This window comes from Thermoactinomyces sp. CICC 10521 (assembly GCF_016055135.1).
In the GTDB taxonomy this organism is placed as follows: Bacteria; Bacillota; Bacilli; order Thermoactinomycetales; family Thermoactinomycetaceae; genus Thermoactinomyces_A; species Thermoactinomyces_A daqus.
Map to the genome: position 1 here is coordinate 47,258 of NZ_JAECVZ010000006.1, position 24,943 is coordinate 72,200.

Annotated in this window: 30 protein-coding genes; 4 read left to right on the plus strand and 26 right to left on the minus strand. The window is 50.9% G+C overall.

What is annotated here, in order from left to right:
* Positions 1 to 23: 23 nt before the first annotated feature.
* The gene (gene ccpN, locus I8U17_RS06175; protein ID WP_033101721.1) at positions 24 to 659 is read right to left on the minus strand and encodes a transcriptional regulator CcpN; all 636 of its coding nucleotides are present in this window, start codon (positions 657 to 659) and stop codon (positions 24 to 26) included.
* A gap of 305 nt (positions 660 to 964) precedes the next feature.
* On the opposite strand from ccpN, the gene I8U17_RS06180 reads away from it, so the two are divergent.
* The gene (locus I8U17_RS06180; RefSeq protein ID WP_033101722.1) at positions 965 to 1,261 is read left to right on the plus strand and encodes a hypothetical protein; all 297 of its coding nucleotides are present in this window, start codon (positions 965 to 967) and stop codon (positions 1,259 to 1,261) included.
* On the plus strand, positions 1,245 to 2,678 hold the full coding sequence (locus I8U17_RS06185) for an FMN-binding glutamate synthase family protein (RefSeq protein ID WP_033101817.1): 1,434 nt from the start codon (positions 1,245 to 1,247) through the stop codon (positions 2,676 to 2,678). Before I8U17_RS06180 ends, I8U17_RS06185 begins: the two co-directional genes overlap by 17 nt.
* A 75-nt stretch (positions 2,679 to 2,753) precedes the next feature.
* On the opposite strand, the gene I8U17_RS06190 is transcribed toward I8U17_RS06185, so the two are convergent.
* From I8U17_RS06190 to I8U17_RS06285, 20 genes are all read right to left on the minus strand, one after another.
* Positions 2,754 to 3,485: an Imm26 family immunity protein gene (locus I8U17_RS06190; RefSeq protein ID WP_198055312.1), complete on the minus strand. Its 732-nt coding sequence runs from the start codon at positions 3,483 to 3,485 to the stop codon at positions 2,754 to 2,756.
* 192 nt (positions 3,486 to 3,677) lie between these two features.
* A complete protein-coding gene (gene glyS, locus I8U17_RS06195) occupies positions 3,678 to 5,759 on the minus strand; it encodes a glycine--tRNA ligase subunit beta (RefSeq protein WP_198059172.1) in 2,082 nt (693 codons plus the stop codon).
* Complete coding sequence (glyQ, locus tag I8U17_RS06200) at positions 5,752 to 6,642, minus strand: glycine--tRNA ligase subunit alpha (protein WP_033101725.1); 891 nt, start codon at positions 6,640 to 6,642, stop codon at positions 5,752 to 5,754. The genes glyS and glyQ overlap by 8 nt, the downstream gene beginning before the upstream one ends.
* Positions 6,643 to 6,964: 322 nt before the next feature.
* A complete protein-coding gene (recO, locus tag I8U17_RS06205; RefSeq protein WP_198055310.1) occupies positions 6,965 to 7,717 on the minus strand; it encodes a DNA repair protein RecO in 753 nt (250 codons plus the stop codon).
* Between the two features lie 18 nt (positions 7,718 to 7,735).
* A complete protein-coding gene (locus I8U17_RS06210) occupies positions 7,736 to 7,873 on the minus strand; it encodes a YqzL family protein (RefSeq protein WP_081943948.1) in 138 nt (45 codons plus the stop codon).
* Between the two features lie 219 nt (positions 7,874 to 8,092).
* A complete protein-coding gene (gene era / locus I8U17_RS06215) occupies positions 8,093 to 8,998 on the minus strand; it encodes a GTPase Era (protein ID WP_033101727.1) in 906 nt (301 codons plus the stop codon).
* Positions 8,985 to 9,419, minus strand: a complete 435-nt coding sequence (locus I8U17_RS06220) for a cytidine deaminase (RefSeq protein ID WP_268745629.1) — start codon at positions 9,417 to 9,419, stop codon at positions 8,985 to 8,987. The genes era and I8U17_RS06220 overlap by 14 nt, the downstream gene beginning before the upstream one ends.
* Before the next feature lie 22 nt (positions 9,420 to 9,441).
* A complete protein-coding gene (locus I8U17_RS06225; RefSeq protein WP_198055309.1) occupies positions 9,442 to 10,131 on the minus strand; it encodes a diacylglycerol kinase family protein in 690 nt (229 codons plus the stop codon).
* 16 nt (positions 10,132 to 10,147) lie between these two features.
* Positions 10,148 to 10,612, minus strand: a complete 465-nt coding sequence (gene ybeY / locus I8U17_RS06230; RefSeq protein WP_370589220.1) for an rRNA maturation RNase YbeY — start codon at positions 10,610 to 10,612, stop codon at positions 10,148 to 10,150.
* A gap of 2 nt (positions 10,613 to 10,614) precedes the next feature.
* Positions 10,615 to 12,780 carry an HD family phosphohydrolase gene (locus I8U17_RS06235; RefSeq protein WP_198055307.1) on the minus strand — a complete coding sequence of 722 codons (2,166 nt, stop codon included), beginning with the start codon at positions 12,778 to 12,780 and terminating at the stop codon, positions 10,615 to 10,617.
* A 22-nt stretch (positions 12,781 to 12,802) separates the two neighbouring features.
* On the minus strand, positions 12,803 to 13,771 hold the full coding sequence (locus I8U17_RS06240) for a PhoH family protein (protein ID WP_033101731.1): 969 nt from the start codon (positions 13,769 to 13,771) through the stop codon (positions 12,803 to 12,805).
* A 4-nt stretch (positions 13,772 to 13,775) separates the two neighbouring features.
* Positions 13,776 to 14,978: a sporulation protein YqfD gene (yqfD, locus tag I8U17_RS06245; protein WP_232330942.1), complete on the minus strand. Its 1,203-nt coding sequence runs from the start codon at positions 14,976 to 14,978 to the stop codon at positions 13,776 to 13,778.
* Between the two features lie 22 nt (positions 14,979 to 15,000).
* Positions 15,001 to 15,258, minus strand: coding sequence for a sporulation protein YqfC (gene yqfC / locus I8U17_RS06250; RefSeq protein WP_033101733.1), 258 nt, complete (start codon positions 15,256 to 15,258; stop codon positions 15,001 to 15,003).
* A 119-nt stretch (positions 15,259 to 15,377) separates the two neighbouring features.
* Positions 15,378 to 15,575, minus strand: a complete 198-nt coding sequence (locus tag I8U17_RS06255; RefSeq protein ID WP_033101734.1) for an alpha/beta-type small acid-soluble spore protein — start codon at positions 15,573 to 15,575, stop codon at positions 15,378 to 15,380.
* 126 nt (positions 15,576 to 15,701) lie between these two features.
* On the minus strand, positions 15,702 to 15,884 hold the full coding sequence (locus tag I8U17_RS06260) for a hypothetical protein (protein WP_033101735.1): 183 nt from the start codon (positions 15,882 to 15,884) through the stop codon (positions 15,702 to 15,704).
* 33 nt (positions 15,885 to 15,917) lie between these two features.
* The gene (floA, locus tag I8U17_RS06265; RefSeq protein WP_033101736.1) at positions 15,918 to 16,904 is read right to left on the minus strand and encodes a flotillin-like protein FloA; all 987 of its coding nucleotides are present in this window, start codon (positions 16,902 to 16,904) and stop codon (positions 15,918 to 15,920) included.
* Positions 16,905 to 17,019: 115 nt separating this feature from the next.
* Positions 17,020 to 17,667, minus strand: coding sequence for an NfeD family protein (locus I8U17_RS06270; protein WP_052154348.1), 648 nt, complete (start codon positions 17,665 to 17,667; stop codon positions 17,020 to 17,022).
* An 86-nt stretch (positions 17,668 to 17,753) separates the two neighbouring features.
* Positions 17,754 to 18,197, minus strand: coding sequence for a GatB/YqeY domain-containing protein (locus I8U17_RS06275; RefSeq protein WP_033101737.1), 444 nt, complete (start codon positions 18,195 to 18,197; stop codon positions 17,754 to 17,756).
* 14 nt (positions 18,198 to 18,211) lie between these two features.
* Positions 18,212 to 18,385 (minus strand): 30S ribosomal protein S21, encoded by a 174-nt coding sequence (gene rpsU / locus I8U17_RS06280; RefSeq protein WP_033101738.1) that lies wholly within the window; start codon positions 18,383 to 18,385, stop codon positions 18,212 to 18,214.
* A 279-nt stretch (positions 18,386 to 18,664) separates the two neighbouring features.
* Positions 18,665 to 19,009, minus strand: a complete 345-nt coding sequence (locus I8U17_RS06285; protein WP_033101739.1) for a histidine triad nucleotide-binding protein — start codon at positions 19,007 to 19,009, stop codon at positions 18,665 to 18,667.
* 94 nt (positions 19,010 to 19,103) lie between these two features.
* Here I8U17_RS06285 and I8U17_RS06290 point away from each other — a divergent pair, with 94 nt between their 5' ends.
* Both I8U17_RS06290 and I8U17_RS06295 read left to right on the plus strand, forming a co-directional pair.
* Positions 19,104 to 19,469: a hypothetical protein gene (locus I8U17_RS06290; RefSeq protein ID WP_033101740.1), complete on the plus strand. Its 366-nt coding sequence runs from the start codon at positions 19,104 to 19,106 to the stop codon at positions 19,467 to 19,469.
* Positions 19,470 to 19,630: 161 nt separating this feature from the next.
* Positions 19,631 to 20,599, plus strand: a complete 969-nt coding sequence (locus I8U17_RS06295; protein WP_232330943.1) for a Na/Pi cotransporter family protein — start codon at positions 19,631 to 19,633, stop codon at positions 20,597 to 20,599.
* Here I8U17_RS06295 and deoC read toward each other — a convergent pair.
* The 5 genes from deoC to prmA form a co-directional block, all read right to left on the minus strand.
* On the minus strand, positions 20,596 to 21,267 hold the full coding sequence (gene deoC / locus I8U17_RS06300; protein ID WP_033101741.1) for a deoxyribose-phosphate aldolase: 672 nt from the start codon (positions 21,265 to 21,267) through the stop codon (positions 20,596 to 20,598). The two genes, I8U17_RS06295 and deoC, sit on opposite strands and share 4 nt — an antisense overlap.
* Positions 21,264 to 21,701, minus strand: coding sequence for an NUDIX hydrolase (locus I8U17_RS06305; RefSeq protein ID WP_198059174.1), 438 nt, complete (start codon positions 21,699 to 21,701; stop codon positions 21,264 to 21,266). Before I8U17_RS06305 ends, deoC begins: the two co-directional genes overlap by 4 nt.
* A gap of 161 nt (positions 21,702 to 21,862) precedes the next feature.
* Positions 21,863 to 23,209: a tRNA (N(6)-L-threonylcarbamoyladenosine(37)-C(2))-methylthiotransferase MtaB gene (mtaB, locus tag I8U17_RS06310; RefSeq protein ID WP_033101743.1), complete on the minus strand. Its 1,347-nt coding sequence runs from the start codon at positions 23,207 to 23,209 to the stop codon at positions 21,863 to 21,865.
* On the minus strand, positions 23,206 to 23,952 hold the full coding sequence (locus tag I8U17_RS06315; protein ID WP_033101744.1) for a 16S rRNA (uracil(1498)-N(3))-methyltransferase: 747 nt from the start codon (positions 23,950 to 23,952) through the stop codon (positions 23,206 to 23,208). Before I8U17_RS06315 ends, mtaB begins: the two co-directional genes overlap by 4 nt.
* 17 nt (positions 23,953 to 23,969) lie before the next feature.
* Positions 23,970 to 24,911, minus strand: a complete 942-nt coding sequence (gene prmA, locus I8U17_RS06320) for a 50S ribosomal protein L11 methyltransferase (RefSeq protein ID WP_198059175.1) — start codon at positions 24,909 to 24,911, stop codon at positions 23,970 to 23,972.
* Between the last annotated feature and the right edge of the window lie 32 nt (positions 24,912 to 24,943).

The window sequence follows — 24,943 nt, forward strand, 5'->3', positions numbered from 1 at the left end:
TTTCCCCTCCTTCAGGTTTGTTTCTATGGTTGTCCGAGTTCCACAAAAACTTTGACCAGTGTTGTTTTGCTGATGCGCCCGATTACTTCCCATTCACCGGGCCTGTCGGCGAAGGGTCTGACCACGGGCAGCGAATCCACCTCGTGCCGCATCATGGACAGTGCAGCTTCAAACAGGGTGTCATCCGGCTGGCAGGTGATGATGTTGGGCATCCGGGTCATGACCACCCCCACCGGCATTGTGTGCAGATCCTGTTTTCCCATGGCCGCCTGCAACAAATCCTTTCTGGAAATGACCCCCGCCAGCTGCCCTTCTTTTTTGATTACGTAAAGGGAACCCACATCTTCCAAGAACATGCTGCAAATCGCGTCGTAAACAGAAGTATCCTCCTGCACAACAACCGGCATCGATTTGTAATCTCTGACGTAGAGATTGCGAACATGTTCACCCATCAACTGATTTGCTGTTTTTCCCGAATAAAAATAGCCAACGCGCGGACGCGCCTCCAATAAGCCGGCCATCGTCAGGATCGCCAGATCCGGTCGCAGGGTTGCACGGGTCAGATTCAGCTTTTCAGCAATCGATTCACCAGTGATGGGCCCCTCCGCTTTTACGATTTCAAGGATTTTTTCCTGACGTTTCGAAAGTTCGATTTCAATCGCACCTCCAGATCACGGGGATGTAGTTAATTGTGACATACTTTTATTTTGATATCCACATATAGTATATACTAATCGACGAGCGAATTACCACCGTAAATTTTCTTCGGGAGAAAGAGCCCGTTTCACATCCTGCTTTGAATGGAATTTTTGTTTTGCGATCATCCTAACAAAAGAAGTTCGCAGCTCTTATTCTGCCTCGGCGATATTTTATCCCGATCGCAAGGGAAGCTATCAAAACAAATCATTCCCGATCAACCCACACCCTCTAATAACCTACAATCATACAGGCAGGTGTAAAACACATGATGAAAAGCAATCAAGACTTAAAACACACTCTTTCCTATCTACACTCTGAACTGAACCGCATTGAAACGATGGCGGGAACATTGGCCACGATTGAACAAGAACACTACGGCAAACTCACCAACTATGATCATCGCGAGTTGGTCGACATTGCCGTGGAAGAGCAACATGCGGCCCGTCAGCTGGGGACCATCAGGCAAATGTGCCTGGCGATGGCACAAAAGGTGGAAAGCCTCAAAAACGGGATCGACCGCGTGGGACCCAAGGAGCATACGGATCATGCTGAAATTCATTGAACGATGGATTCGGGCCACGATCAACGAAACAATCGATCAGGCGATTCTCCGGACCATTCGGGATCAGTACATCGAAAACCTGTTTGAAATGGTTCCCGCCACGACAAAAGTGGGGGTCACCAATCTGATGGAAATCGCCATGAGGGCAAATCAGGGCACTCCGGTTTCCCGTCCGTTGGGCAGCCCGATACACTTGTCCCCGTGGGAGAAAATCCTGTTTAATCCCGTCCATCTCTTCCGCTTCCCCACCCCTGAAAATGTCGGAATCAACACTTCGGTGACCATCGGCCCCCGCGCCAAAAAACCGATGACTATCTCCATTCCGATCATGATCGCCGCCATGTCGTTTGGAGGAGCACTGAGCAAACCGGCCAAAATCGCGCTCGCCAAAGCAGCCACTATGGTCGGGACAGCGACCAACTCAGGGGAAGCGGGACTCATGAAAGAAGAACGGGAAGCGGCCAATCTGTTTATCGGTCAGTACAATCGGGGCGGTTGGATGAACCAGCCCGAGAAATACAAGCTTCTGGATGCGGTGGAGATCCAGTTGGGGCAGGGGGCTCAGGGTTCGGCCCCGCAACGTACCGCCGCGCATAATATCGGGGAAGATTACAGGGAAGTGTTTGGTTTGCGACCGGGGGAAGATGCACGAATCCACTCACGGCTACCCGGTGTCAATTCCAAAGAAGACTTCATCCGGCTGGTGAGAAGGTTGCGCGAGGAGACCGGTGTACCTGTCGGTTTGAAAATCGCCGCTACGCATCACTTGGAAAAAGAATTGCAGATTGCTGTCGAGGCAGGAGTCGACTTTATCACGATCGATGGTGCGGAGGGGGGAACGCATGGGGGAGTTCCCACGTTGCAGGATGATGTCGGTTTGCCCACTCTCTTCGCCATCACCAGAGCTTCGGATTTCCTGGCGCGAAAAGGAGCCACACGCAAGATCAGCCTGATTGCCACCGGAGGGTTGGTCACTCCGGGTCAAATGTTGAAGGCACTCGCCCTGGGCGCAGACAGCGTTTATATCGGAACGGCGGCTTTAATGGCACTGGCGAGCGAGCAAATGGTAAAAGCACTTCCCTTTGAACCGCCAACCAGCCTGCTCGTTTACACAGGCAAAAAGACGGATCAACTGGATGTCGAGCAGGCGGCACGAAACTTGGTACGGTATCTGAACGCCGTGGTCCGGGAAATGGAATTGGTCATCCTATCGTTGGGCAAAACGGCTGTCGCCGACTTGTCCAAATCGGATTTATGCACGATTGATCCTTTTATCGCCAAAGCTACGGGAATCCAGTTAGGCTATGTCTCTCCCGAAGATCAATCCCGTTTCTTTGCGGAGACGGAACCGGCGTTTCATCATTTCCGCGATTTCCCTCAGCCGGAAAAGGAGCAACCTGTTATTCCCCCACACTAAACGTCATTGATCCGTTGCAGGGATATTCCTGCAACGGATCAATCAATCATAAAATTGGTTCCTGTTATTCGGGATTCACTGCTGCATCCCCAAAAAAGCTTCATACAGCCACTCTTCAATTTGTTCTGCACTCTGTGTGCCATCGGGGTTTTTCACAGCTTCCGCTTCTTCCCTGGTCACACCGTAAACTCTGGCCTCGCGATTGTTGGCTATCCCTTTGCTTATGTAATAAAGCTTGCTGTTTCCGAAAAAGGTTTCATCAAAGCCAAAAAAATCAGGCAGCTGATAGCTTTTTTCATCAAAAGCAACATGGCCGACCCTTTTCCATTCTCGTGTGGCTAAAGGCGCCCGGTCTGTGCAAAGAGTCCATAATATCGTTTTCTCTTTGTTTTTGAACTCGGTAAGCGTCCATTTCTTTTTGCTGAATAACGAGTAATATTCCAAATATAAATCCTCATCCTGTTTCCCGCCCCGAACGATCATGCCATAACCATAAACTTTTTTCCCGAGCAGTGGAATGGCCACCACATCGCCCGGTCTCCATTCAGCCTGCTTCGTCAGCTTTTTCTTCTTCAATTTTCCTTCCGTGATCTGATACCCGGTCAAATCAGCGATCACTTTTTCTTCCATCCCTTGGAAACCCAGGGCAATCATGCGCTCCCACTCTTCCAGAGAGGGAATCCTCCCGGTCAGGCTTTGGTACAGCTTTGCTGCTTCCAGAAAAGACTTTTGCAGAAATGTGCGCAATTCTCCCTCAACTGCACTGTTTAAATGTAGTTCGCTTTTGCTTTTCTTTTTCTCTCCCATCATGGTGCCTCGCTTTCCTGACTAGATCGTAAAAAAGCCCCTACGCAGAGGAAGGGGATAATTTTACCATGACATGAATCCCGACTGACTGCAAGCGGTTTTTGTGAATAACGATTTCCCTGGAAATAGTCCAGACGGGCCTCTGAAAAGAAAAGCGCATATCATCCCCGTGGACGACATGCGCTGATCGTTTTAAGCAAATACCAGATATTCAAAGGAAGCGAATCTCCTGGTCAACCGCATAATCCCGGCAAGCAGGGCCAACCGGTTAAAGCGGACTGCCGGATCATCGACCATTACCATGATCTCATCAAAAAAGCGATGAATTTCCGGAACCATATGGGCAAGCGCACTGTAGAGAGCCGCCGGATCCTTTTGCTCGGCCGCACGCTCCCATAGTGCTACCGCTTCTTCAAACGCCCGAAGTAAAGCCTGTTCTGCCGGTTCCGTGAGCGCCTCTTTGTTCAATTCTGCGCCATCTGCTTTGGCTGCGAGATTGGCAACGCGCGTAAACCCTTCAACTTCCTGTTTGAACGATTCGCGCGAAAGCTGATCCATCAGCACTCCGGCTTTTTCCAGCACTTCTGCCGGATGGGAAATGCCGGAAGCAATGACGGCATCGATGACATCATAGCGGATTCCCTCTTCCTGAAGCACCGTTTTGATGCGCAGGGAAAAGAACTCCGTCAGATCCTTTTTCACACCAGCCCTATCCTGTTTTAGCAGGCCTGCTTGCTCCAATTGTTCCAGAGAAAGCTCCAACAGTTCATCCAACGACAACGAACGGTATGCCGGAGACAGCAAAATTTGCACAATTCCTGCCGCTTTGCGCCGCAATCCGTATGGATCCTGCGAACCGGTCGGCTGAATGCCGATGCCAAAGCTTGAACAAATCGCATCCAGTTTATCGGCAAGGGCCAGGATCCCTCCGATTTTTGTTTGCGGCAGTTTATCGCCGGCGAATCGGGGCAAGTGATGTTCAAAGATCGCTTCGGCAACCGCCTCCTCTTCCCCTGCTTTCCGCGCATACGTTCTTCCCATGAAACCTTCCAATTCGGGGAATTCTCCAACCATTTGCGTGGCCAGGTCAAATTTGGCGATTTGGGCCGCACGGCTTAATTGCTGCAACTCTTTCTGCTCAAGGTTCAAGCGCTCACCGATGGCCGATGCAAGATTTGCCATCCGCCGAATCCGGTCTCCGACACTGCCCAAATTCTCTTGGTAAACGATCTGTTCCAGTTTGGCAACCGCTTGCCCGATCGGCTGTTTCAAGTCTTCTTCATAGAAGAAACGCGCATCGGCCAAGCGGGCGCGGAGCACCTTCTCGTTCCCTTTGACCACTGTTTGCAGATAACGGTCATCGCCGTTGCGCACTGTCACAAAATAAGGGAGCAAATGCCCGTCCGCATCTTCGACGGGAAAATAGCGCTGGTGTTCCCGCATGGTGGTGATCAGCACTTCCTTGGGAAGCGTCAAAAATTCTTCGTTAAACGTTCCATACAGCGCTGTCGGGTATTCCACCAGATAAGTGACTTCCTCGAGCAGACCGGGGTCAACCGGAATAACCCAACCCCGTTGTTCCTGCAATTGGCGCAGTTGCTGCAAAATGAGCTCGCGCCGTTCGGTCGCGTCAACCAACACATATTGCTGTTTCAACGCATTCACGTATTCCGCCGCATGGGTGATCTCAATCTCATGCCCCAAAAAGCGGTGTCCACGCGTCTTGCGTCCGGCTGTCAACCCTGCCCACTCAACCGGTACAACCGCGTCATCGAAGAGGCAAACCAACCAGCGAACCGGGCGGATAAACCGGGTACGCCCCTGCCAGCGCATCGTTTTGGGGAAATGCAACGCTTGAAGCACCTCCGGCAACCCTTCCTGCAATTGGCGTACGGTGTCTGCCCCTTCATGGTGCACTTTGGCAAATACATAATTTTCTCCCCTGATCTCTTTAAACACGAGGTCGTCGACCGCCACTCCCTGTTTGCGCGCAAACCCCTCCGCTGCTTTGCTCCAGCTTCCATCCGGGGTTTTGGCAATCCGCTCGGCGGGCCCTTTTACTTCTTCATAGAGATCTGCTTGCCGTTCGGCCACTCCGTGAACGTGCACAGCCAAGCGGCGCGGTGTGGCATAGGTATGGTACGTCTCATATGAGATCCTCTGTTCATTGAGCCAATCGGCCAGCTTTTGGCCAAGTTGCCTGACTGCATCGCCGACAAAGCGGGCGGGAATTTCCTCACAACCAATCTCCACCAACAGGTCTCGCTTATTCATTCTCTTCCCCTCCCTTTCGGTTCATCAATGGGAAGCCCAGTTTTTCTCTCTCTTCGATGTACGCCCGGGCAATTTTGCGTGCCAGATTGCGGACGCGGCCGATGTAGCCCGTTCGTTCCGTCACACTGATCGCTCCGCGCGCATCCAGCAGGTTAAAAGTGTGGGAACATTTCAAAGCGAAATCATAAGCCGGAAATACCAAGTTTTCGCTCAATGCCCGTTTGGCTTCCCGCTCAAAATCATCGAATTGCCGGAACAGCCAATCCGGATCGGAAATTTCAAATGTATATTTGGAATGCTCATATTCCGGCTGGCCGAATACATCGCCGTACAGCACTCCGGGAACCCATTCCAATTCAAACACATTTTCTTTGTCCTGGATATAGGAAGCCAACCGCTCCAGCCCGTATGTCAATTCAACCGAAACAGGATCGACATCCAGGCTCCCTACTTGCTGGAAATAGGTGAATTGCGTCACTTCCATCCCGTCGAGCCAAACTTCCCAACCGAGGCCTGCCGCGCCAAACGTGGGGTTTTCCCAGTTGTCTTCCACGAAGCGGATGTCATGTTGCAACGGGTCCACACCCAGGGCGCGCAAACTGTTCAGATAAATTTCCTGAATGTCGGCCGGTGCCGGTTTCAAAATCACCTGGAACTGATGGTGCTGATACAAGCGGTTGGGATTCTCGCCGTAACGCCCGTCAGCAGGGCGACGCGAAGGCTCCACATAGGCCGCTTTCCACGGTTCAGGGCCGAGTGAGCGCAAAAACGTCATCGGGTTTAACGTCCCTGCCCCTTTTTCCACATCATACGGCTGGCAGAGGATGCATCCCTGTTCCGACCAGAAATCTTGCAATCGCTTGATCATTTCTTGCATATTCATCGCAGCCACCTCCATTAATTCCCCAAATTAAATAAACCTCCCGCCCTTATGACACGATTCGATGCCATAGGGACGAGAGGTTGTTCTCCCGCGGTTCCACCCTATTTGGTCAGCATGCAGCGTGCTGACCCGCTTTTTCTTCAAACCTTCATCCGCGCTCAAGAACTGCCATTCACCAAACACCAAGATCGGGCTTGCACCCTCCCCGACTCGCTATGCATGGCTCTTTTGGTTACTCCTTTTCTCTCATTGCGCTGTATATTGAAAAAATGTTAATTACAGATATAGCAAATCAATCAGACTTTGTCAACCATCGTTTGGCTTATTTTATCCAAGTTGCGCGAATCTGTTCCAACAAGTTGAGGGATTTGGACTGAAACGGCAAATATTCCTGCATAAAGGAACGGACAATCTGTTGCAATTGCGCTTCCGTTTCCGGTCTTACCTTTACTTCCCCCAACCGTTCCACCGGGATGCGCTCCAAAACCGGCAGAATTTTGCCCGTTGCCGCTGAAACCGGAATCGCCTCCGGATCGCGTTCCTGGCATTCTTCACACAAAAAACCGCCCTGACGGACACTGAAGCGAACAGGGCTGCGTTCCCGGCGGCAGATGACACAATGATTCAATACCGGCGTATATCCGGCCAATTTCAAGATGCGGAGTTCAAAAATCCGCGTCAAAATCTCCGGATTGGTTCCTTTTTCCAAACGTTTGAGCAGGGCGCTGAGCAATCGGTGAAGCGGCGGCAGGGGTTCTCTCTCTTCCGTGCATTTATCCAAAAGATCAAGCCAATAGGCGCCATAGGCTGTGAGCAGCAAATCGGAGCGAATCGGGTGATGGGAATCGAGCGAATCGGCCTGCGACAAGGTGGCAACCCCGCTCCCTCCCGTAAACAGGACAAATTGCGCCTCTGTAAACGGCTCCGTCACTGCACTGAAACGACTCTTTGTTTTTTTGGAACCGCGGGCCATCGCCGCCAGTTTTCCCTGCTCTTTCGTAAACAGCGTCAAAATTTGGTGGCTTTCGCCGTAATCTTTCGCTTTGAGGACAATCCCTTCCACTTTCACCAACATGAGATTCGCCCTTTCCTCTCAGCAGCAGTTTTCCTCCCCTTCTTCCTCTTGTTCCGCCCTTTCCGCAACATCCTCCAGTGTTTGGAGTTCCTTGAACAAGAGGTAAGCGTCGATACTGCCAGTCACTTGGAAACAATTCCAGACAAAATTTCGCAACTAGCATCATCCTTTCTCTATGCCTCATTACAACCATTAGGATGACCTAGAGCAGCGGAGAGTATTAGATGGAAAAATTGGCATTCTCCCTGTTATTGACTTTCACTCATGATGTTGTTCCTGCGTGCTCTCACGGGCCGGGTGGCGGTGTGCGTCCAACACTCGGCACGCAGGGAATTCCTCCGGGATCGAAAAAGTCATGATCATTTCCCGTACGGTTCACTCGTCTTCCGTATAACCAAACTGCCGCAGCATCAACACTTCATTGCGCCAGTCTTTTTTTACCTTGACCCACAAATCGAGAAAAATCCGGGTTCCGAGCAAATGCTCAATCTCCAGCCGGGCCCGTTTCCCCACTTCTTTAAGCAGTGCTCCTTTTTTGCCGATCAAGATTCCCTTTTGCGACGGACGTTCCGTGTAGATGGTGGCCCGCACATCGATGAGGTCTTTCTCCTCTCGTTTGCTCATCTCTTCCACCACAACCGCCACCGAATGGGGCACTTCCTCCCGGGTCAGTTCCAACACTTTCTCGCGAATCAACTCGCCTACGATGAAGCGTTCGGGATGGTCAGTGATCTGGTCAGCCGGGTAATATTGCGGCCCCTCCGGCAAGTAGCGAAAGATCTGCTCGACCAGTGTCGATGTATTATTGCCCTGGAGGGCGGAAATGGGAATCACTTCGGCAAACGAAAATTGGTTGCGGTACCGGTCGATGAGCGGCAGCAAATCATCCGGATGAACCTGGTCAATTTTGTTGACCACCAGAAAGACCGGCGTTTCGACTCCCTGCAAATTCTCCATGATAAAGCGGTCGCCCGGCCCCTCTCCTTCTGCCGCATCGATCAGAAACAGGATCAAATCGACTTCATCCAACGCATTCCGGGCTGTTTGTACCAGGAATTCGCCCAGCTTGGAGCGGGGTTTGTGGATGCCCGGAGTATCCAGAAAGACAATCTGCCCTTCTTCTCTGGTCAGAACTCCATGGATCTTGTTGCGCGTCGTTTGCGGTTTATCTGACATAATCGCGATTTTTTGTCCGATTAAATGATTCATCAATGTCGATTTTCCAACGTTTGGACGCCCGATCAGCGCCACAAATCCGGAACGAAAATCATCCTTGTGCATCTAAATCCCCTTTCTGAAACGCTCCTGGCAGCAAATCGGCCACCGTCGTTTCCTGAATCGCCCCTTTCAAGTTGGACAAAAATACTTTCATATCGGGAGGGCATAACTCAACCATGACCTGACGGCATGCTCCGCACGGTGAAACCGGTCCCTCGGTATCGGCGATGACCGCAATCCCCGCAAACTCGCGATAACCTTCGGAAATCGCTTTAAACAGGGCCGTGCGTTCAGCACAGTTCGTCAATCCGTAAGAAGCATTTTCCACATTGCATCCCCGGATAATCTCTCCGTCTTTGGTCAATACAGCCGCTCCCACCCGAAATTTTGAATAGGGAACATAAGCCATTTCCCTTGCTTGTTTCGCTGCTTCAATCAACTCTTTCATCTTTCCATGCTCCTTCTTTTGGCTGGGTGCCTCTATTATAGAGAAAGGATGGAATCATTTACAATAACTGCAGACCGATCGTCGCCACAAAAATGCCGAGAATGCCTCCGATCACCACGGACAGTCGCCGAGGCTGGTAACGAAGGCGCATGCCCACCAGCATCATGAGCAGGAGCAGAACCAAAAACGTAATATGCAGGTTGCCCGTTACCAGAATCAGCAGAGTTGAGATGCAGAGTGAAATCGAAGAGGTCATGCTCGGCTCCCATGTATGCTTTTCGACACGGTGGCACCAACCCTTTAAAAGCAGAGTGAGGAAAAAGTCGAACACGATGATCACGGCCAGCCCGATGTTGGCAGGATAAGAAGTACCCGCGGTCAGGCGGGTAAACAGTTTATCGAGATACGGATAAAAGACACTGATTCCGACAATCACCGCAAGCCCGGCGGTCAACAGCACCGCTCCCGCAGCCACATCTTTCGCGATTTTGGCCAGCGGATGGTATTCCTCCGTCACCATGTCCACCACCGCTTCAACAGCGGTATTGATCAACTCCGCAAATAAAACCAGAATAATCGTGATAAACACGACAAGTACCTCCAACTTGCTGATCGGGAGGTACAAGGCGAAAAAAAGGACAGCGAGGGCAATGAGAAAATGGATGCGCATGTTCCGTTGCGTAATGACCGTATACTTTAGCCCTTCCAGAGCGTAAACAAAGCTGCGCAGCAATTTGGTCACCCACATGAGAAGAAGCCCCCTTCTATCGCTGAAGACCGATCCGGCTTAAAATCTCCTCCTGTCTTGAAAACATTTCTTTTTCTTCTTGCTCGGTCTCATGATCATAGCCAAGGAGATGCAAAAAACCGTGCACAGCCAAAAAACCGAGTTCACGGGCAAGCGTATGGCCGTATTCCGCAGCCTGCTCTTTTGCCTTCGGCAGGGAAATCACGATATCTCCCAGCATGACTCCCTCTTCTTCTTCATCGATTACCCACTCTTCATCGGGTTCCCACAGCGGAAATGACAAAACATCGGTCGGGCGGTCGATCCCGCGGTATTCCCGGTTCAGCTGGTGAATTTTTTCATTGTCAACAATGGTTACGGCCACTTCAACCGGCGGCAGCTCTTCAAAATCCGCGGCAGCCTGCAACGCTTTTTCCAGCGAGGAGATCGCTTCTCTCTCCTCTTCCGTCACCTCTAATTCTATACCCAGTTCCAAACGCAAATTCATCCTTGCTTTACTCCTTTTACTTTAACAGGTTCTTCCGGATATTCGATCCTGGAGTGAAAAATGCCCTGCAACGTTTCACAGATCGACTTTGTGATCATGTCCAGCTCTTTGAACGTAAGATCACACTCATCAAATTGCCCGTCCTCCAGGCGATCCTGCACAATTTTCTTGACCATGTTTTCAATCCGGGACGGGGTGGGCCGGGCGAGGGAGCGAACTGCTGCTTCCACACAATCGCAAATACCCACGATCGCCGCTTCCTTGAATTGAGCTTTGGGTCCCGGATAACGGTAATCCTCCTCCAACACCTGGGTCCCGCTATTTTGTTTCAACGCTTTATAATAAAAATATTTGAGCAAGGTGGTTCCGTGGTGTTGGGCGGCAATATCCTGAATCGGTTTCGGAATGCGGTATTGTTTTAACAATTCCACTCCGTCCCGCGCGTGGGAAATGATGATCGTTTTGCTTAAATTCGGCGAAATTTTATCATGCGGATTGGAGCGGTTCAGCTGGTTCTCGACAAAAAACTGCGGCCGTTTCGTCTTGCCGATATCGTGATAATAAGCCCCCACCCGGGCCAGCAATCCGTCTGCCCCGATCGCTTCCGCGGCTGCTTCCGACAAATTTCCGACAATGATGGAATGGTGGTATGTACCCGGGGATTTGATCAGCAGCTGCCTCAGCAGAGGTTGGTTGGGATTCCCCAGTTCCACCAAACGCATGGGTGACAGGATGCCAAAAGCCGTCTCAAAAAACGGCAAAAAACCGATCGTCAGCACGGCCGAAAAGATTCCGCCCAACATGCCGAACCCGATGGATAAAAACAGTTCGTTCATCGTTCCTTCCGTAGGATACATCATATAAAGGGCCAGGATGGCCAAACTGACGGAAAGTGCGGCGACCAGTCCCGCCCGTAAAATCCCGCTCCGCCTGCGGACATCGGTCAGAGCGAAGGCACTGGCTGCACCGCTGACCAGCGCGGTAAAACCAAAGCGAAAATCAAACAAAATATGATTATCCCCGTTAAAAAAGATGCTGGCAAAAACAGCGAGCAATACGTTGCACACCATGGCCACCTGAAGATCGAGGAGCAGCGTGATCAGCATCGCCCCGAAGCCGACCGGCGCGAGAAAACCGATCATACTCCATTCCAAATTCTGCCCAATGGCCACCATCTTCATCCCGAGCACCGTCAACAGCAAAATTGAAAACAGGAGAAGCAGATTCATATTATTTTTATAAAGCCGGGGCTTATAATTGCGAATATAGGTAAAGATGGCAGCCAACACCACGAAAATAAAGAGCAGCAAGCCTAAATGCGGCCAAAAATTAGTCTCTTTGCGCAAAAGACCCAGTTCCTGCAGTTTATTGTACTGATCCGGAGTGACGACCTCACCCAGAGCGATGATAATTTGCCCTTTTCGAATCGGAATGGGCTGCACGGCATCTTTCGCTGCCTCACGCAAAGCCGTGGTTCGTTCCCGATCAAAAAAATCATTGGGAACAATGCTCTTTTTGGCCAATTCGCGCACAATCGAACGGGAACGATTGTCCAACGAGTCCTGATCCAGCAAAGTAGTAACCAGGACGCGGTCCACCGAATCCCTTTTGTTCTCCAGCTCCTCCTGGCGAACTCCCTTGTTCAGGATATCAAACACAATGTCCCTCGTCTTCAGCCGGATCGCCGTCAGATCGTCGGGAGAGATTTTCAGCAAGTTCGCATAAAAGGTATCGGAAAATGCATCGGAAAATGTTTCTTCCAAAATCAGTTTCACTTTCTGCTTTTTTTCATCATCGGACAAAGTGTGATCAGTCAGCACCTTTCTGACTTCGGCGAAAAAGCGGTCGATTTTGTCAATCTGCTGATTGGTAACCCGGTCATCCTTGGTGTAAACGCGTTCCACCTTTTCCGCCGCCTGCTCTTTTGCCATTTCGGTCGCATATTCATCGATCTTCGTGACGGGGGAAACGATCGTGGCCGGGCTGACTTGTCCCACGCGTATGACGTATTGTTCGGGCAATACATGTTTTAAGAGTAATAAATAGAACGCGATCCCTATGATCGCGTATAAGAGCAAGTGTATGCGAAAACTCGTTTTCCAGGTCTCAACCTTTTTCCCTTTTTTCTCCCGCTGGGATGACGGTTCCTTTTTCTCCTTCATCTTTGAACCGACTCCTTGCTGCTTATTCCTTTACTCGATCCTGTTCATAAGCATCAATAATTTTCTGCACCAACGTATGACGAACAACGTCTTCCTGTCCGAGATAGATAAACTGAATCTCCGGTACTGCCTTTAAAATCCGTTCAGCCTCTTTCAATCCCGAATTTTTGCCTCTGGGCAAATCCACCTGGGTCACGTCGCCGGTAATCACCATTTTAGACCCAAAGCCGAGGCGGGTCAAAAACATCTTCATCTGCTCGGGGGTCGTATTTTGCGCTTCATCGAGAATGACAAAGGAATCTTCCAATGTCCGCCCCCGCATGTAGGCCAGAGGAGCCACCTCAATCAATCCGCGCTCCATCATCTTCGCCACTTGTTCCGTTCCCAGCATGGTGTAGAGACTGTCATATAACGGGCGAAGATACGGATCCACTTTTTCCTGCAAATCCCCGGGCAAAAAGCCCAAATTTTCCCCGGCTTCCACAGCAGGACGTGTAAGGACGATCTTTTTCACGCTGTGCGCTTTCAGGGCAGATACGGCCAACACGACTGCGAGAAAGGTTTTTCCAGTACCGGCCGGCCCGATTCCGAAGACGATATCCGACTTCTTGATGGCGGACACATAATGGCGTTGTCCGAGCGTTTTAACGCGAATCGCCTTCCCTTTTTGCGTCGTGCCGATCTCTTCCTGATAAAGTTCGAGCAGTTCGTCTGCTTGTCCCTGTCTGGCCAGACGGTGGGCATAGACAATATCGCGATCTGATATCGTTTTTCCCTGCCTGATCAAGGACAGCAGCACACGAAACAGATGATCCAATATCTCCAGTTCTTCCTCGCTTCCGGTGATGATCACCACTTCGCCGCGCGAAAAGATCCTGGCGGAAGTATTGGCTTCAATCTGCTTCAGATAGGCGTCATGAGGCCCGAATAGACTAAGTGCTTCTGCGGCATCCCGCAAGCGAATTTTCAGCGAATGATCTTGATTTTGCAATGGCTCATTCTCCTTGCAGAATCGGTTGTATACTTGCAATATTTTCAATGGCATCAAAGTGCACTTTCAAATTCACTTTACCATTCTCCACGCGCTGGTGCAAAATTTTTTCTTCCAAAATTCGTCCGTTGCCCCCCAATCTCTGTTGAAGTTCCTCCCTCGCGCGCATTTTTCCCAACATCACGGCATCCTCGGGAGTCAGATCCTTCTTCACCCACTTCATCTCCAAAATCTCATCTTCGACCAATCCGAACGGGAGCCGCCATTTCCCCAAGTAACAGGAGTGGATTTTGCGAATCGTTTCCACCTTTTTGAATGGGACTTTTTCGGCAAAAGGGTTGGGAATGATCATGGAAAACAGATATGGCGACAGCTTTTTCACCCGCTCTCCCGTATACACCTTCCGCTTCTGCACAAGCGGAACCGATACATTGGATTCATACCAGACTTCCCCGATCACTTTTCCTTTTGCACCGACGATTTTTCCATGATCCGGATTTTCCGGGTCGCCGTAAATGCCGGAGACCAAGATCTGTCCCTTTTTCACCACCTGATTGACCTCAACGAGCGGATTTCCCCTCTCGACGCGCAAATCATAAACCATCGCGTTCTTTTTGGCGACCAGGTTTACGGGCCCCGGGTCCCGGTTCTCCTCTTTTTTTGTTTCCGGCTCTTTTTTCTCCACAATCGTGACAATCACCCTTGTCCCTTCCACGCGGAATCCTACCCACGAAGCCTTTGGAAGGTGCATGAGCAAATCGTGCTGGATAACTTCCGCTTCCGGTAGTTTTCCCTTAAGTTGCCCGACAAACACCCCTTCCTTCTTTAAGAGGGCTTGTACATATCGTTCCGGAATTTGCTCGTTTCCCTCAATTTGCACTCTCCAGACAAATGAAGAAAGAGAGAGCGTGAGCAGAATAAAAAGAGCGACACCGAGCAAAAACGCTTTACGCCGCTTCAGCTTGCGCATGAAAAACGGCACACCTTCTTTTTTGACTATTTTCAGTCTCACCTTGTTCCTGCGGGCGATTGAAACGAACGAAAAAAAATGCGTTAATGGTACGGTAAGGTGGAGCTTCTGCTCATGAACCCATTGAATATCTTCCAGATGTATGCCTGCCTGTACCGTTTGATTGATCAAACCGGTAACCCGTTCCCCCGTACAGGCCAAACGGACTTTTCCTTTGACTAATGCCGGATAACCCATCACTGCCACCGCATTTCTCCCCTTACTTCATATATCGCAACTCCTGAATCTCGCCTTCAATCCGCACACCATCCTGATAAATGACGGCGATCTTTAATTTCTCCCCCTTGATTTGCAGGGTTCCTTCCTTCACTTTCAGCTTCAATTCGGTTGGGCTGAATTTTTCAACTTCAAGATAGTTTTCAATCTGGAGCCGCCGCGAGCCGACCATCTCGATCCGTGGAACTTCTTCTGTCACTTCTGCCGGCAGGTCCAACCAATCCGAAACCCATTTGCGCATCAGCTCCCGCCCTCTCCCATCCGATCTTCTTCTTTTTTCACTCTTATGCGCCCAAAGGCCGATTTATGAAGCAGACACAAAAAGCGGCATAGAGACCTACTATGCCGCCGTCTTCCATCTTATTCCGTTTTCATTTCGTTTTGAGCCGCAGCGATCAGGCGTTTGGTAATTTCTCCTCCGACAGATCCGTTGGCGCGCGCGGCGGTATCCGAACCCAATTTCACACCGAACTCGGCCGCGATCTCTTCTTTAAATTGGTTAAGAACCAAAGCCGCTCCCGGCACCAACAGGCGATTGGAATTGGATCGACGTGCCATGCCTTTCACCTCCTTTGGTTTTTAGTATGAAATTTGAAGCAAAATCTAATAAACGCAGTTGTTTCCATGAATAATAAAAAAGACTCGTGAAATCTCTTCACGAGCCGAGTTCAATTTGTTTTAATTTTAACGGAACAGCGAAAAACGATACGGTTTCAATGCGCGGGGCGGACCTAAAATCTCTCTCATCCGCATCCCTTCACGGAGCGAGCCAATCCTTTTGCCCGGCCTTTGCCCCCGTTCCAAGCCGGTTCTCACCGCCTGAAGCGATCCGCTCCGCAGCTTTTGCGCTGAGATGCGAATTTCCATGAAACCACCTCCCTTGGGTGAAGCGGGGACTGATTAATTTTCCGCATCCGCTTCCGGATCATCATCACCCAGCGAGCGGCGCATTTTGGTATCGGCTTCAATATTTTGCATCATGTAATAATCCATGAACCCCATTTTCCCGGACTTGAGCGCCTCGGCCAACGCGCGCGGCACTTCGGCTTCCGCTTCGATCACTTTAGCCCTCATCTCCTGCACCTTTGCCTTCATCTCTTGCTCCAGTGCCACGGCCATTGCCCGCCGTTCTTCGGCTTTCGCCTGAGCGATGCGTTTATCCGCTTCCGCCTGGTCGATCTGCAGTTTCGCCCCGATATTTTTCCCGATGTCAATGTCAGCGATGTCAATGGAGAGGATTTCAAAGGCGGTTCCGGCATCCAGCCCTTTGGAGAGCACGGTTTCCGAGATCATATCCGGGTTTTCCAACACATCCTTATGGCTGTCAGCGGAACCATTCGTCGTCACAATTCCCTCTCCGACACGGGCAATAATCGTTTCTTCTCCCGCTCCGCCCACCAAACGGTCGATATTGGCACGCACCGTTACCCGGGCAATCACTTTTACCTCGATTCCGTCTTTACATACAGCAGAGACTTCCGGTGTCTCGATTACTTTTGGATTGACGCTCATCTGCACGGCCTCGAGCACATCCCGCCCAGCCAGGTCAATTGCCGCGGCCCGTTCAAAAATCAGATCGATATCAGCCCGCTGGGCGGCGATCAAGGCATCGACAACCCGGTCCACATTCCCTCCGGCCAGATAGTGCGTTTCCAATTGGGAAATATCAACATGCAAGCCGGCTTTGCGCGCCTTGATCAAGGGATTTACGATTCGTGCAGGAACAATCCGGCGAAGGCGCATCCCGACCAGCGTGGAGAGTCCCACATAAACCCCCGATGCCATCGCGCTGATCCAGAGCATTACCGGTACAAATGAGAAGAAAATCGATAAAACAATAACAATCAGGATGACCAACAAAACAGCCCCCAACGCTCCGCCCGTCATTCCCTTCACTCCTTCAACTGATTTCCTTTATTGACAATTCTATCATATCGCAAAAAAATTCCATAAGTCATGAAAAATGGAGATTCTCTTTGAATGAATGATCAGGAAAAGATGACTAGTCCTCGATCTTTCGTACGACGACTCTGGCCCCTTCAACGGCGATCACCTTAACCTTCGCACCTTGCGGAATGATCTCTCCTTCACTGACAACATCTTCTTTCCGTTCTCCAAACCGGGCAAACCCGGAAGGACGGAGCTGGGTGACGGCGACGCCTTCCATGCCCAACAGATCCCGACGCTTTTTTGCGGACACATACCCCTCTTCATTCCTTTGTTCCGCCTTCAGCACAATCCGGTTCCAGGACGCTTTTAACCCGATGAAGCGGATCAGCACCCATAAAATGATACCGGCCAGCACAAAGCCGATGACAAGGGCCGTCAATCCCGCCCACAAATCGGCTGCCGCCATGACAATTGAGGCAAGAATCATCACAAATCCGATCACTCCCAAAATTCCCAGCGTCGGCAACATCAATTCCAAGACGAGTAAAACGGCCCCCAGCACAAACAGAGCCGGTGCTCCCCAGCTCACCGTTCCCATGGTGAAATGAGCCCAGAAATAGAAAAAGAAACAAATGAGCCCGATGATCCCTGGTGCCCCAAAACCCGGCGACATCAGTTCAACCGCAATTCCGATTAAACCGATGGCCACAATCACGCCCATGACATAGGGATTGGTAAGAAATTGAGCGATCTCATACATGCTTCTTCTCCGCCTCTCCCTTCCTGATTCAGTGGTCAGACTGAAAAAAAACAGCGTGTTTTGGTTAAAACACGCTGCTGCATAACTCAACTCAACGCTTCGGACACCAAGCGGTTGACCAATCTTCCATCCGCTCTTCCTTTTACCTTGGGCATGAGAGCACCCATCACCTTACCCATATCGGCTTTGGATGAAGCACCCAATTCCTGGATCACCTGCTGCACAAGTGCTTTTACTTCATCCTCGCTCATTTGTTCAGGCAAGTAAGCGCGGAGGATCTCCATTTCCTCTTTCTCTTTTTGCACCAAATCCTCCCGGCCTGCCTTTTCGTACTCGGAAAGTGAATCCTGGCGCTGTTTCACTTCGCGCAACACCACTTCGAGCACCTCTTCATCAGTAAGCGGACGCCGTTTATCGATTTCCGCTTTTTTGATGGAAGACTTCAGCATGCGAATCGTGGAGAGTTTGGTTTTTTCTTTATTTTTTAGCGCCAACTTCATATCTTCGTTTAATTGTTCCAAAAGACTCAAGAGTTGCCACCTCTTTAGCGACGCTTTTTGCGAGCGGCCTCTGATTTTTTCTTGCGACGTACGCTAGGTTTTTCATAACGCTCGCGCTTTCTTACTTCCGCCAATACACCGTCTCTGGCGCAAGAGCGTTTGAAGCGACGCAAAGCGCTGTCCAGCGATTCGTTTTTGCGCACACGGGTTTCTACCATGCTATTCCCTCCCTCCACGGGTCAGCTAGGCCGTTTGGGCGCGCAGCCATAGCTAAAGGAAAAGACCCACACATTTCCACGCAAGCATCGGCCTGATCCCCAGCGGAGAGTCAGCACGACAACTGCATCAGAAAACTACCAACGATGCCCAAATCAAGCCTTTCCCAGGCTTTTTCCAAAGCCCAAGCTCTGGAAACCGTTGGGACACAAAGAGTCATTTTATATTATAACGTACAAGTCCAAAACCTGTCAAAACGCTTCAGCCTGTTATTGAAGAAATCAGCCCGGAGGCCAAGTGAGGGTACGTCCGCCCAGCAGATGAAAATGGATGTGGAACACGGTCTGACCGCCATGTTCGCCGGTATTATTCACCACACGGAATCCTTTTTCATCCAGGCCGAGTTCACGGGCCAGCTTTTGGATGACCAGATGGATCTTGCCGACCAGTTCTTGATCTTCTTCCTCCAGGTGCATCAGCGATTGAATATGTTTTTTCGGAATGACGAGGACATGAGTGGGCGCGGCGGGTGCAATGTCATGAAAGGCAAGTACATCGCGGTCTTCATACACTTTTTTTGAAGGGATCTTCCCTTCGATAATCTGGCAAAAAATGCAGGATTCCACTGTTTGAACCTCCACTCTCGATTAGGATCAGTACATTCACCCATGGTTCTCATCAGCATATACTATAACACGTTGAGGAAAAGAGGTGAATAAATTGGTTCGTCGACCTTCTGCTTATGAATCCCATCTCCGGCGGCTGATCCGCAAAATGATCAAAGAGGAACTCCGGTCCTTGTCCGAAAGCGGACAAAACACGGAAGGAACGGAGGCTGAAACCGCCAGCACTTCTGCTGGAGAGCAAGCGGAGCAAATTGCCCCTCCCCGCTTTGCGGACGGATTTCAGACGGAGACGTGGGCGATTTTTGGTTCTCCCGAACCCGACCCGGAAAAGCAGTTGCTACCGAAAAGAGAACAACCGCGAGCCTTGCCGGGTTTCCCCGAACTGTACCGGCCCGATTTTACCGGATTTGATTCTCCCCCTTTTCTTCCCCGAAGGCCGCAACCATTTCAGGATTCTTGATCAATTTCCACGCGGACAAAAACCGGAACGGTGTTGCAGCCAAACTGGCATTTGTCCGCTCATCTCCCTTGAACGAACGGTTCTTTTCCATTTTACTGGTCATGCTCCCTGTCTGTCCACCATATATATAGGCAAAGGATCAGGAGGGGTGGGTGCAGACCATGTTCAGGGAAATCGGAATTCCATTTCTTATCGGGCTTTGTGTGTTCATGACCGGGCTACACTTTATGCGGACAGGCTTGGAAGCGCTGGCGGCCAATCGCCTGCAAGATATTCTGCTCAAGTTCACGCGCACCCCGTTCAGGGGGTTTGTGACCGGAACGATTACAACTGCATTCTTGCAGTCTTCAAGCGCGATCACGGTTCTGACAATCGGTTTTGTCAATGCGGGTGTTTTGACCTTCGCCCAGTCGATCGGCATCATTCTGGGGAGCAATATCGGGACAACCATTACAACGCAAATCCTCGCCCTTAAAATCGAGGATTTCGCGCTTCCCCTTCTCATCCTCGGCACCATTCTCTGGATGTTGCCGCAGCTCATTGTCTCCCGTCTGGGAAAAACGACGGCCGGTTTTGGAATGATCTTTCTGGGGATCGATTACATGCAGAAAATCGCTTCGCCGATCAAAGAACACGGTCTGATCCAGTGGGTGATCGACTATGGCGGCCATCCGATCCTGGCCGGGATTGTTATCGGGGCTGTTTTTACCGCGCTCATTCACAGCAGCAGCGCCTGCATCGCGATCACGATGGGCTTCTACGCCTCCCATGCCATCCCTTTGCCGTTTGCGATCGCGGTTGTTTTCGGCAGCAATGTCGGAACCTGTGTCACCGCCATCCTCGCGGCGGTCAACGCCAACACGGCCAGCAAACAAGTGGCTTTATCCCATTTTCTTCTAAATTTGGCCGGAGTGATCCTGTTTGCGCCGCTCATCCCGTTGATCAGCCAATTCACGCCTTATCTGTCCGATAATCCAGCCACCCAAATCGCCCATATCCAAACGCTGTTCAACGTGATTTGCTCCGTAGCCGTACTGCCGTTTTGCGAACCGTTCGCCCGGGGGATTACCTATCTGATCCCCGATGAAACCGTGACATGGAAAAGAGGCGATTTTCACCGCCTCCCTTAATACGAGCCGCTCCCCTGCCCGCCACTGACAATTGCGACGCTTGCGCTGGCTCCAATCCGGTTTGCCCCGGCTTCCACCATTTTTTTCGCCGTCTCCTGATCGCGAATTCCGCCGGAAGCTTTTACACCCAAATCGGTACCGACGGTTTTGCGCATTAACCGAACGGCTTCAACGGTTGCCCCTCCATTGCCAAACCCGGTCGATGTTTTGACAAAATGAGCGCCCGCTTCTTTGGCCAATTTGCTTGCACCCGCGATTTCTTCATCATTGAGCAGTCCGGTTTCGAGGATCACTTTGACCAATTTCCCCTCTGCCGCTTTCACCACCGCCTCAATATCGCGTTTGACCGTTTCCGAATCTCCTGATTTTAATGCTCCGATATTGATGACCATGTCGATTTCATCGGCCCCGTTTTTAACGGCATCCTTGGTTTCGAACACTTTGGTCTCCGTTGTGGTGGCTCCGAGCGGAAAGCCGACAACCGTACATACCTTCACATCCGTTCCGGCCAATAACTTCGCCGCCTCCTTTACCCAAAATGGGTTGACACAAACAGAGGCGAAGTGATATTGTTTTGCTTCCTCACACAAAACGCGGATTTGTTCCAGCGTTGCTTCCGGTTTTAAGAGCGTATGATCGATCATCGCTGCCAGTTCTTTTGCATTCATGATTCATTTCCTTTCCGTAACCTGATTTGCTCGAGAGCGAGTTTCATCACTTCATCATTGTTATCATAGCCAAATTCCCGCTGTTTTTGCCATGCCTCTTCGGCAGGCAACCAGACGACACCGTTAATCTCCTCCAACTGCGGTGTCTCCGTTCCGGTCAGCGCCTTCACGAGATAATAGACGACGCTCTTTTCCACTTGTCCATGCAGTTCATGTAGATAATGGTAAGTAACTGTTTGAAGCCGGGATTCAATCCGGCCCTTAATTCCGGTTTCTTCCTCGATTTCCCGTAAGGCGGTCTCCTCATCCGTCTCTCCCGGCTCTTTTTTTCCTTTTGGCAGCGTCCAACGGCCAAACCGATCTTCAATCATCAGAATTTCGGTCCGCCTGTCTCGTTGCCGGTAGACAACACCGCCGGCGGAAACTTCTCTCATCCTCGACCATCCCTTCCACTGTTTGCTATGAGATCATAGCACAATTTTCCCTTACGAGACAAGCCGGGAAGCGCTTAAACGGACAGATGATCTGCCTAAAATGCCGCAAATCCTTTTCATAAAAAAAGCCGTCAGCAAACACTCTGCTGACAGCCAGTGACCTAAACCGCACGAGCGGGACGCGGAACATCGTCGACAACGCGCACAAACGTGCCATGGCAATATTCGCCTTCCACCCGATCGATCCGCACGCGGCACACTTTTCCGACCATGTCTTCCGTTGCCGGAAAAGCAACTTGCAAATAGTTATCCGCATATCCCATATAAAGACCGCTGGTCGGATCTTCTTTAAAGGGACGCTCCGGGATCACTTCCAAGACATCGCCGACAAATTTTTGTGCGTAATCAACAGTCAGGCGGTTGGAAAGTTCAATCAGGCGGCGAACCCGCTCATGTTTCACTTCTTCCGGAACCTGATCCGGCATGCGCGCGGCCGGGGTTCCCGTGCGTTTGGAATAAGGGAACACATGCAATTGGTACATCTGCAGTTCCTCGATAAAGCGATAACCGCGCTCAAATTGTTCATCCGTTTCACCAGGGAAACCGACGATCACATCGGTGGTGATGGCCACTTGGGGCATCGCCTCGTGAAGTTCAAGGATTTTTTCCCTGAACTCAGCCGTGGTGTATTTGCGCCGCATCCGTTTCAAAACGGCATCATCCCCTGCTTGCAACGGGATATGAAGATGGCGGCACATTTTTTCAGAAGCGTTCAGCACTTCGATAATCCGTTCATCGATCTGGCTCGCCTCGATCGAGCTGATGCGAATCCGTTTCAGCCCTTCGATTTTATCGAGATCCCACAGGAGATCAGCCAGTTTATAGTTTTCAAAATCATCGCCATATCCGCCGGTATGAATGCCGGTGAGCACAATCTCCTTATAACCGGCGTCAACCAATTGGCGCGCCTGGGCCAGCACATTTTCCGGCTTGCGGCTGCGGGACAGCCCTTTGGCCCACGGAATAATGCAGAAGGTGCAGAAATTGTTGCAACCCTCCTGGATTTTCAGGGAAGCACGTGTGCGGTCCGCAAAGGCCGGTACATCCAGTTCTTCAAATTCCCGCTGTTTCATGATGTTGGCTACGGCGTTGATCGGTTGCCGTTCGTGGATAAATTTCTCCACATACTCAATTAACTTGTCACGCCCCTGCGTTCCCACCACGATGTCGACACCTGGAATCGCAGCCACTTCCGCCGGCGAGGTTTGCGCATAGCAACCGGTAACCGCGATCACCGCATCGGGATTGCGCCGGATCGCCCGCCGAATCACCTGACGGCTCTTTTTATCACCCGTATTGGTTACCGTACAGGTGTTGATCAGGTAAACATCCGCTTCTTCCTCAAACTCCACGCGTTCGTAGCCTGCTTTTTTGAACAGCTGCCACATCGCTTCCGTCTCATATGCATTAACTTTGCATCCCAATGTATGAAATGCCACCGTTCTCATCCATTTTCACCTCCCAAATCGTCTCTTGCAAACATGATGCAAGAAAGCGCCACAAGCGGAGCGGTTTCCGTGCGCAGTATACGTGCACCCAAAGAGACGGGGATTGCTCCCTTCTCTTTGGCCGCTGCAATTTCCCGCTCCTCGAATCCGCCCTCCGGCCCGATGATCACCATGATATTGTTCGCACTCACGGATGAGATCGCCGCCTTCAGAGGAATTCCACCTTTTTCATAAGCGATAAAACTCGCCTCAGCCTTCTCCGTTTGCTCCAGCAACTCTTCCCACGCAAGCGGCCGGGAGACAGTGGGAATTTGCCCGCGGTGTGCTTGTTCTGCCGCTTCTTTGGCAATTTTTTGCCACCGTTCCCGCTTCCTGTCTGCCTTGCGTGCATCTATTTTAACAACGCTTCGTTTTGAAATAAACGGAATAAACGAAACCGCACCCAGTTCCGTTCCTTTTTGGATGATCCATTCCAGTTTATCCCCTTTGGGCAGGGACTGTGCAATGATCACTTTGGTTCGGGGTTCACCGCGGGAAACGCTTCGGCCGATGATGCGGCAGCGCACTTCCTTTGCTGCGATCTCCATCACTTCCGCTTGGTAATCCAAGCCCTGACCGGCACAAACGATCAGGTTTTGCCCCGGCTTGGCCCGCAATACATTTTTCAGATGATGGACATCTTCACCCCGAATCACCAATTCATCATCAGAAATTTGCTCAGGTAAGACAAAATATCTCTGCATTTGACACTCCTGCCATTTTACCATTTTTTCGCGAGGATTGCCACCCAACCGTCCTGGTGTTTCGTTTCCAACACTTCAAGGCCGGCATCGAGGAGCGACGCTTCCACCCATTTTGCCTTTTCTTCGATAATCCCGGAAGCGATAAACGCTCCCCCCGGTTTTAACACCCGTGGCAAATCGTGAACCAGAAGCACAATGATCTCGGCCAAAATATTGGCCACGACCAGATCGGCGGTTTGCCCCACACCTTTGAGGAGATCACCTTCCCTGGCCTCGATGACCCCGGATAAATGATTGGTTTCCACATTTTCTCGTGTTTTTTCGACAGCCAGGGGATCAAGATCGAGCGCCAGAACATGCTCCGCCCCCAATTTCCCGGCAACGATGCTCAGCACTCCGCTGCCACAGCCTACGTCAATCACACGGTCGCCGGGGGTTAAAGCCTGTTCCAGCAGGTGAATGCACAGAGCCGTGGTTGGGTGCGTCCCCGTGCCAAAGGCCATTCCGGGATCGAGTTCAATCACTTTTTCTCCCGGCGAAGGATCGTACTCTTCCCATGTCGGTTTAATCGTAATCCGGTCTGAAATTTTGCTGACCTTGTAGTATTTTTTCCATTCATCCGCCCAATCGTTTTCATTCACCATCCGGTGCGTGACCGTCCCCGGGGAGATGTTCAGTCCGCTGTGCTTCAGGTGCTCCAATCCTTCCCTCACCTTTTGCAACAGCTCCTCCGGGTCTTCAATTTCCAGTTCGGACAGATAGGCTTTGATGCGAACCCCTTCTTTGGGATAATCATCCGGCGAAAGCTCGATTATTTCTCCATAGCGATTTTCCCATGCCCGATGGAGCACTTCGGGATCTTCGATCGCGACACCATCAGCCCCCAGCTCCTGTAACAAAAAGCTGACGGCTTCGACTGCTTCCTGATTTGTGTGTATGACAATTTCCATCCAGTCCAATCCGATTCACCCACCTCATCTGACAATAAATA

What these genes read in the sequence shown, in the direction of transcription:
- mtaB (WP_033101743.1), bottom strand. Translation starts at nt 23,209, where the DNA reads ATGAGAACGGTGGCATTTCATACATTGGGATGCAAAGTTAATGCATAT.
- glyQ (WP_033101725.1), bottom strand. Translation starts at nt 6,642, where the DNA reads ATGAATATGCAAGAAATGATCAAGCGATTGCAAGATTTCTGGTCGGAA.
- I8U17_RS06255 (WP_033101734.1), bottom strand. Translation starts at nt 15,575, where the DNA reads ATGGCACGTCGATCCAATTCCAATCGCCTGTTGGTGCCGGGAGCGGCT.
- floA (WP_033101736.1), bottom strand. Translation starts at nt 16,904, where the DNA reads ATGACGGGCGGAGCGTTGGGGGCTGTTTTGTTGGTCATCCTGATTGTT.
- I8U17_RS06260 (WP_033101735.1), bottom strand. Translation starts at nt 15,884, where the DNA reads ATGGAAATTCGCATCTCAGCGCAAAAGCTGCGGAGCGGATCGCTTCAG.
- I8U17_RS06190 (WP_198055312.1), bottom strand. Translation starts at nt 3,485, where the DNA reads ATGGGAGAGAAAAAGAAAAGCAAAAGCGAACTACATTTAAACAGTGCA.
- era (WP_033101727.1), bottom strand. Translation starts at nt 8,998, where the DNA reads ATGCACAAGGATGATTTTCGTTCCGGATTTGTGGCGCTGATCGGGCGT.
- rpsU (WP_033101738.1), bottom strand. Translation starts at nt 18,385, where the DNA reads ATGGTAGAAACCCGTGTGCGCAAAAACGAATCGCTGGACAGCGCTTTG.
- I8U17_RS06235 (WP_198055307.1), bottom strand. Translation starts at nt 12,780, where the DNA reads ATGAAGGAGAAAAAGGAACCGTCATCCCAGCGGGAGAAAAAAGGGAAA.
- yqfC (WP_033101733.1), bottom strand. Translation starts at nt 15,258, where the DNA reads ATGCGCAAATGGGTTTCGGATTGGTTGGACCTGCCGGCAGAAGTGACA.
- I8U17_RS06185 (WP_033101817.1), top strand. Translation starts at nt 1,245, where the DNA reads ATGCTGAAATTCATTGAACGATGGATTCGGGCCACGATCAACGAAACA.
- yqfD (WP_232330942.1), bottom strand. Translation starts at nt 14,978, where the DNA reads ATGGGTTATCCGGCATTAGTCAAAGGAAAAGTCCGTTTGGCCTGTACG.
- I8U17_RS06225 (WP_198055309.1), bottom strand. Translation starts at nt 10,131, where the DNA reads ATGTGGGTGACCAAATTGCTGCGCAGCTTTGTTTACGCTCTGGAAGGG.
- glyS (WP_198059172.1), bottom strand. Translation starts at nt 5,759, where the DNA reads ATGAATAAGCGAGACCTGTTGGTGGAGATTGGTTGTGAGGAAATTCCC.
- deoC (WP_033101741.1), bottom strand. Translation starts at nt 21,267, where the DNA reads ATGAATGCAAAAGAACTGGCAGCGATGATCGATCATACGCTCTTAAAA.
- I8U17_RS06295 (WP_232330943.1), top strand. Translation starts at nt 19,631, where the DNA reads ATGTTCAGGGAAATCGGAATTCCATTTCTTATCGGGCTTTGTGTGTTC.
- I8U17_RS06180 (WP_033101722.1), top strand. Translation starts at nt 965, where the DNA reads ATGATGAAAAGCAATCAAGACTTAAAACACACTCTTTCCTATCTACAC.
- I8U17_RS06305 (WP_198059174.1), bottom strand. Translation starts at nt 21,701, where the DNA reads ATGAGAGAAGTTTCCGCCGGCGGTGTTGTCTACCGGCAACGAGACAGG.
- I8U17_RS06270 (WP_052154348.1), bottom strand. Translation starts at nt 17,667, where the DNA reads ATGTATGAGATCGCTCAATTTCTTACCAATCCCTATGTCATGGGCGTG.
- recO (WP_198055310.1), bottom strand. Translation starts at nt 7,717, where the DNA reads ATGTTGGTGAAAGTGGAAGGGATTGTCCTCAAAGCGAAAGATTACGGC.
- I8U17_RS06315 (WP_033101744.1), bottom strand. Translation starts at nt 23,952, where the DNA reads ATGCAGAGATATTTTGTCTTACCTGAGCAAATTTCTGATGATGAATTG.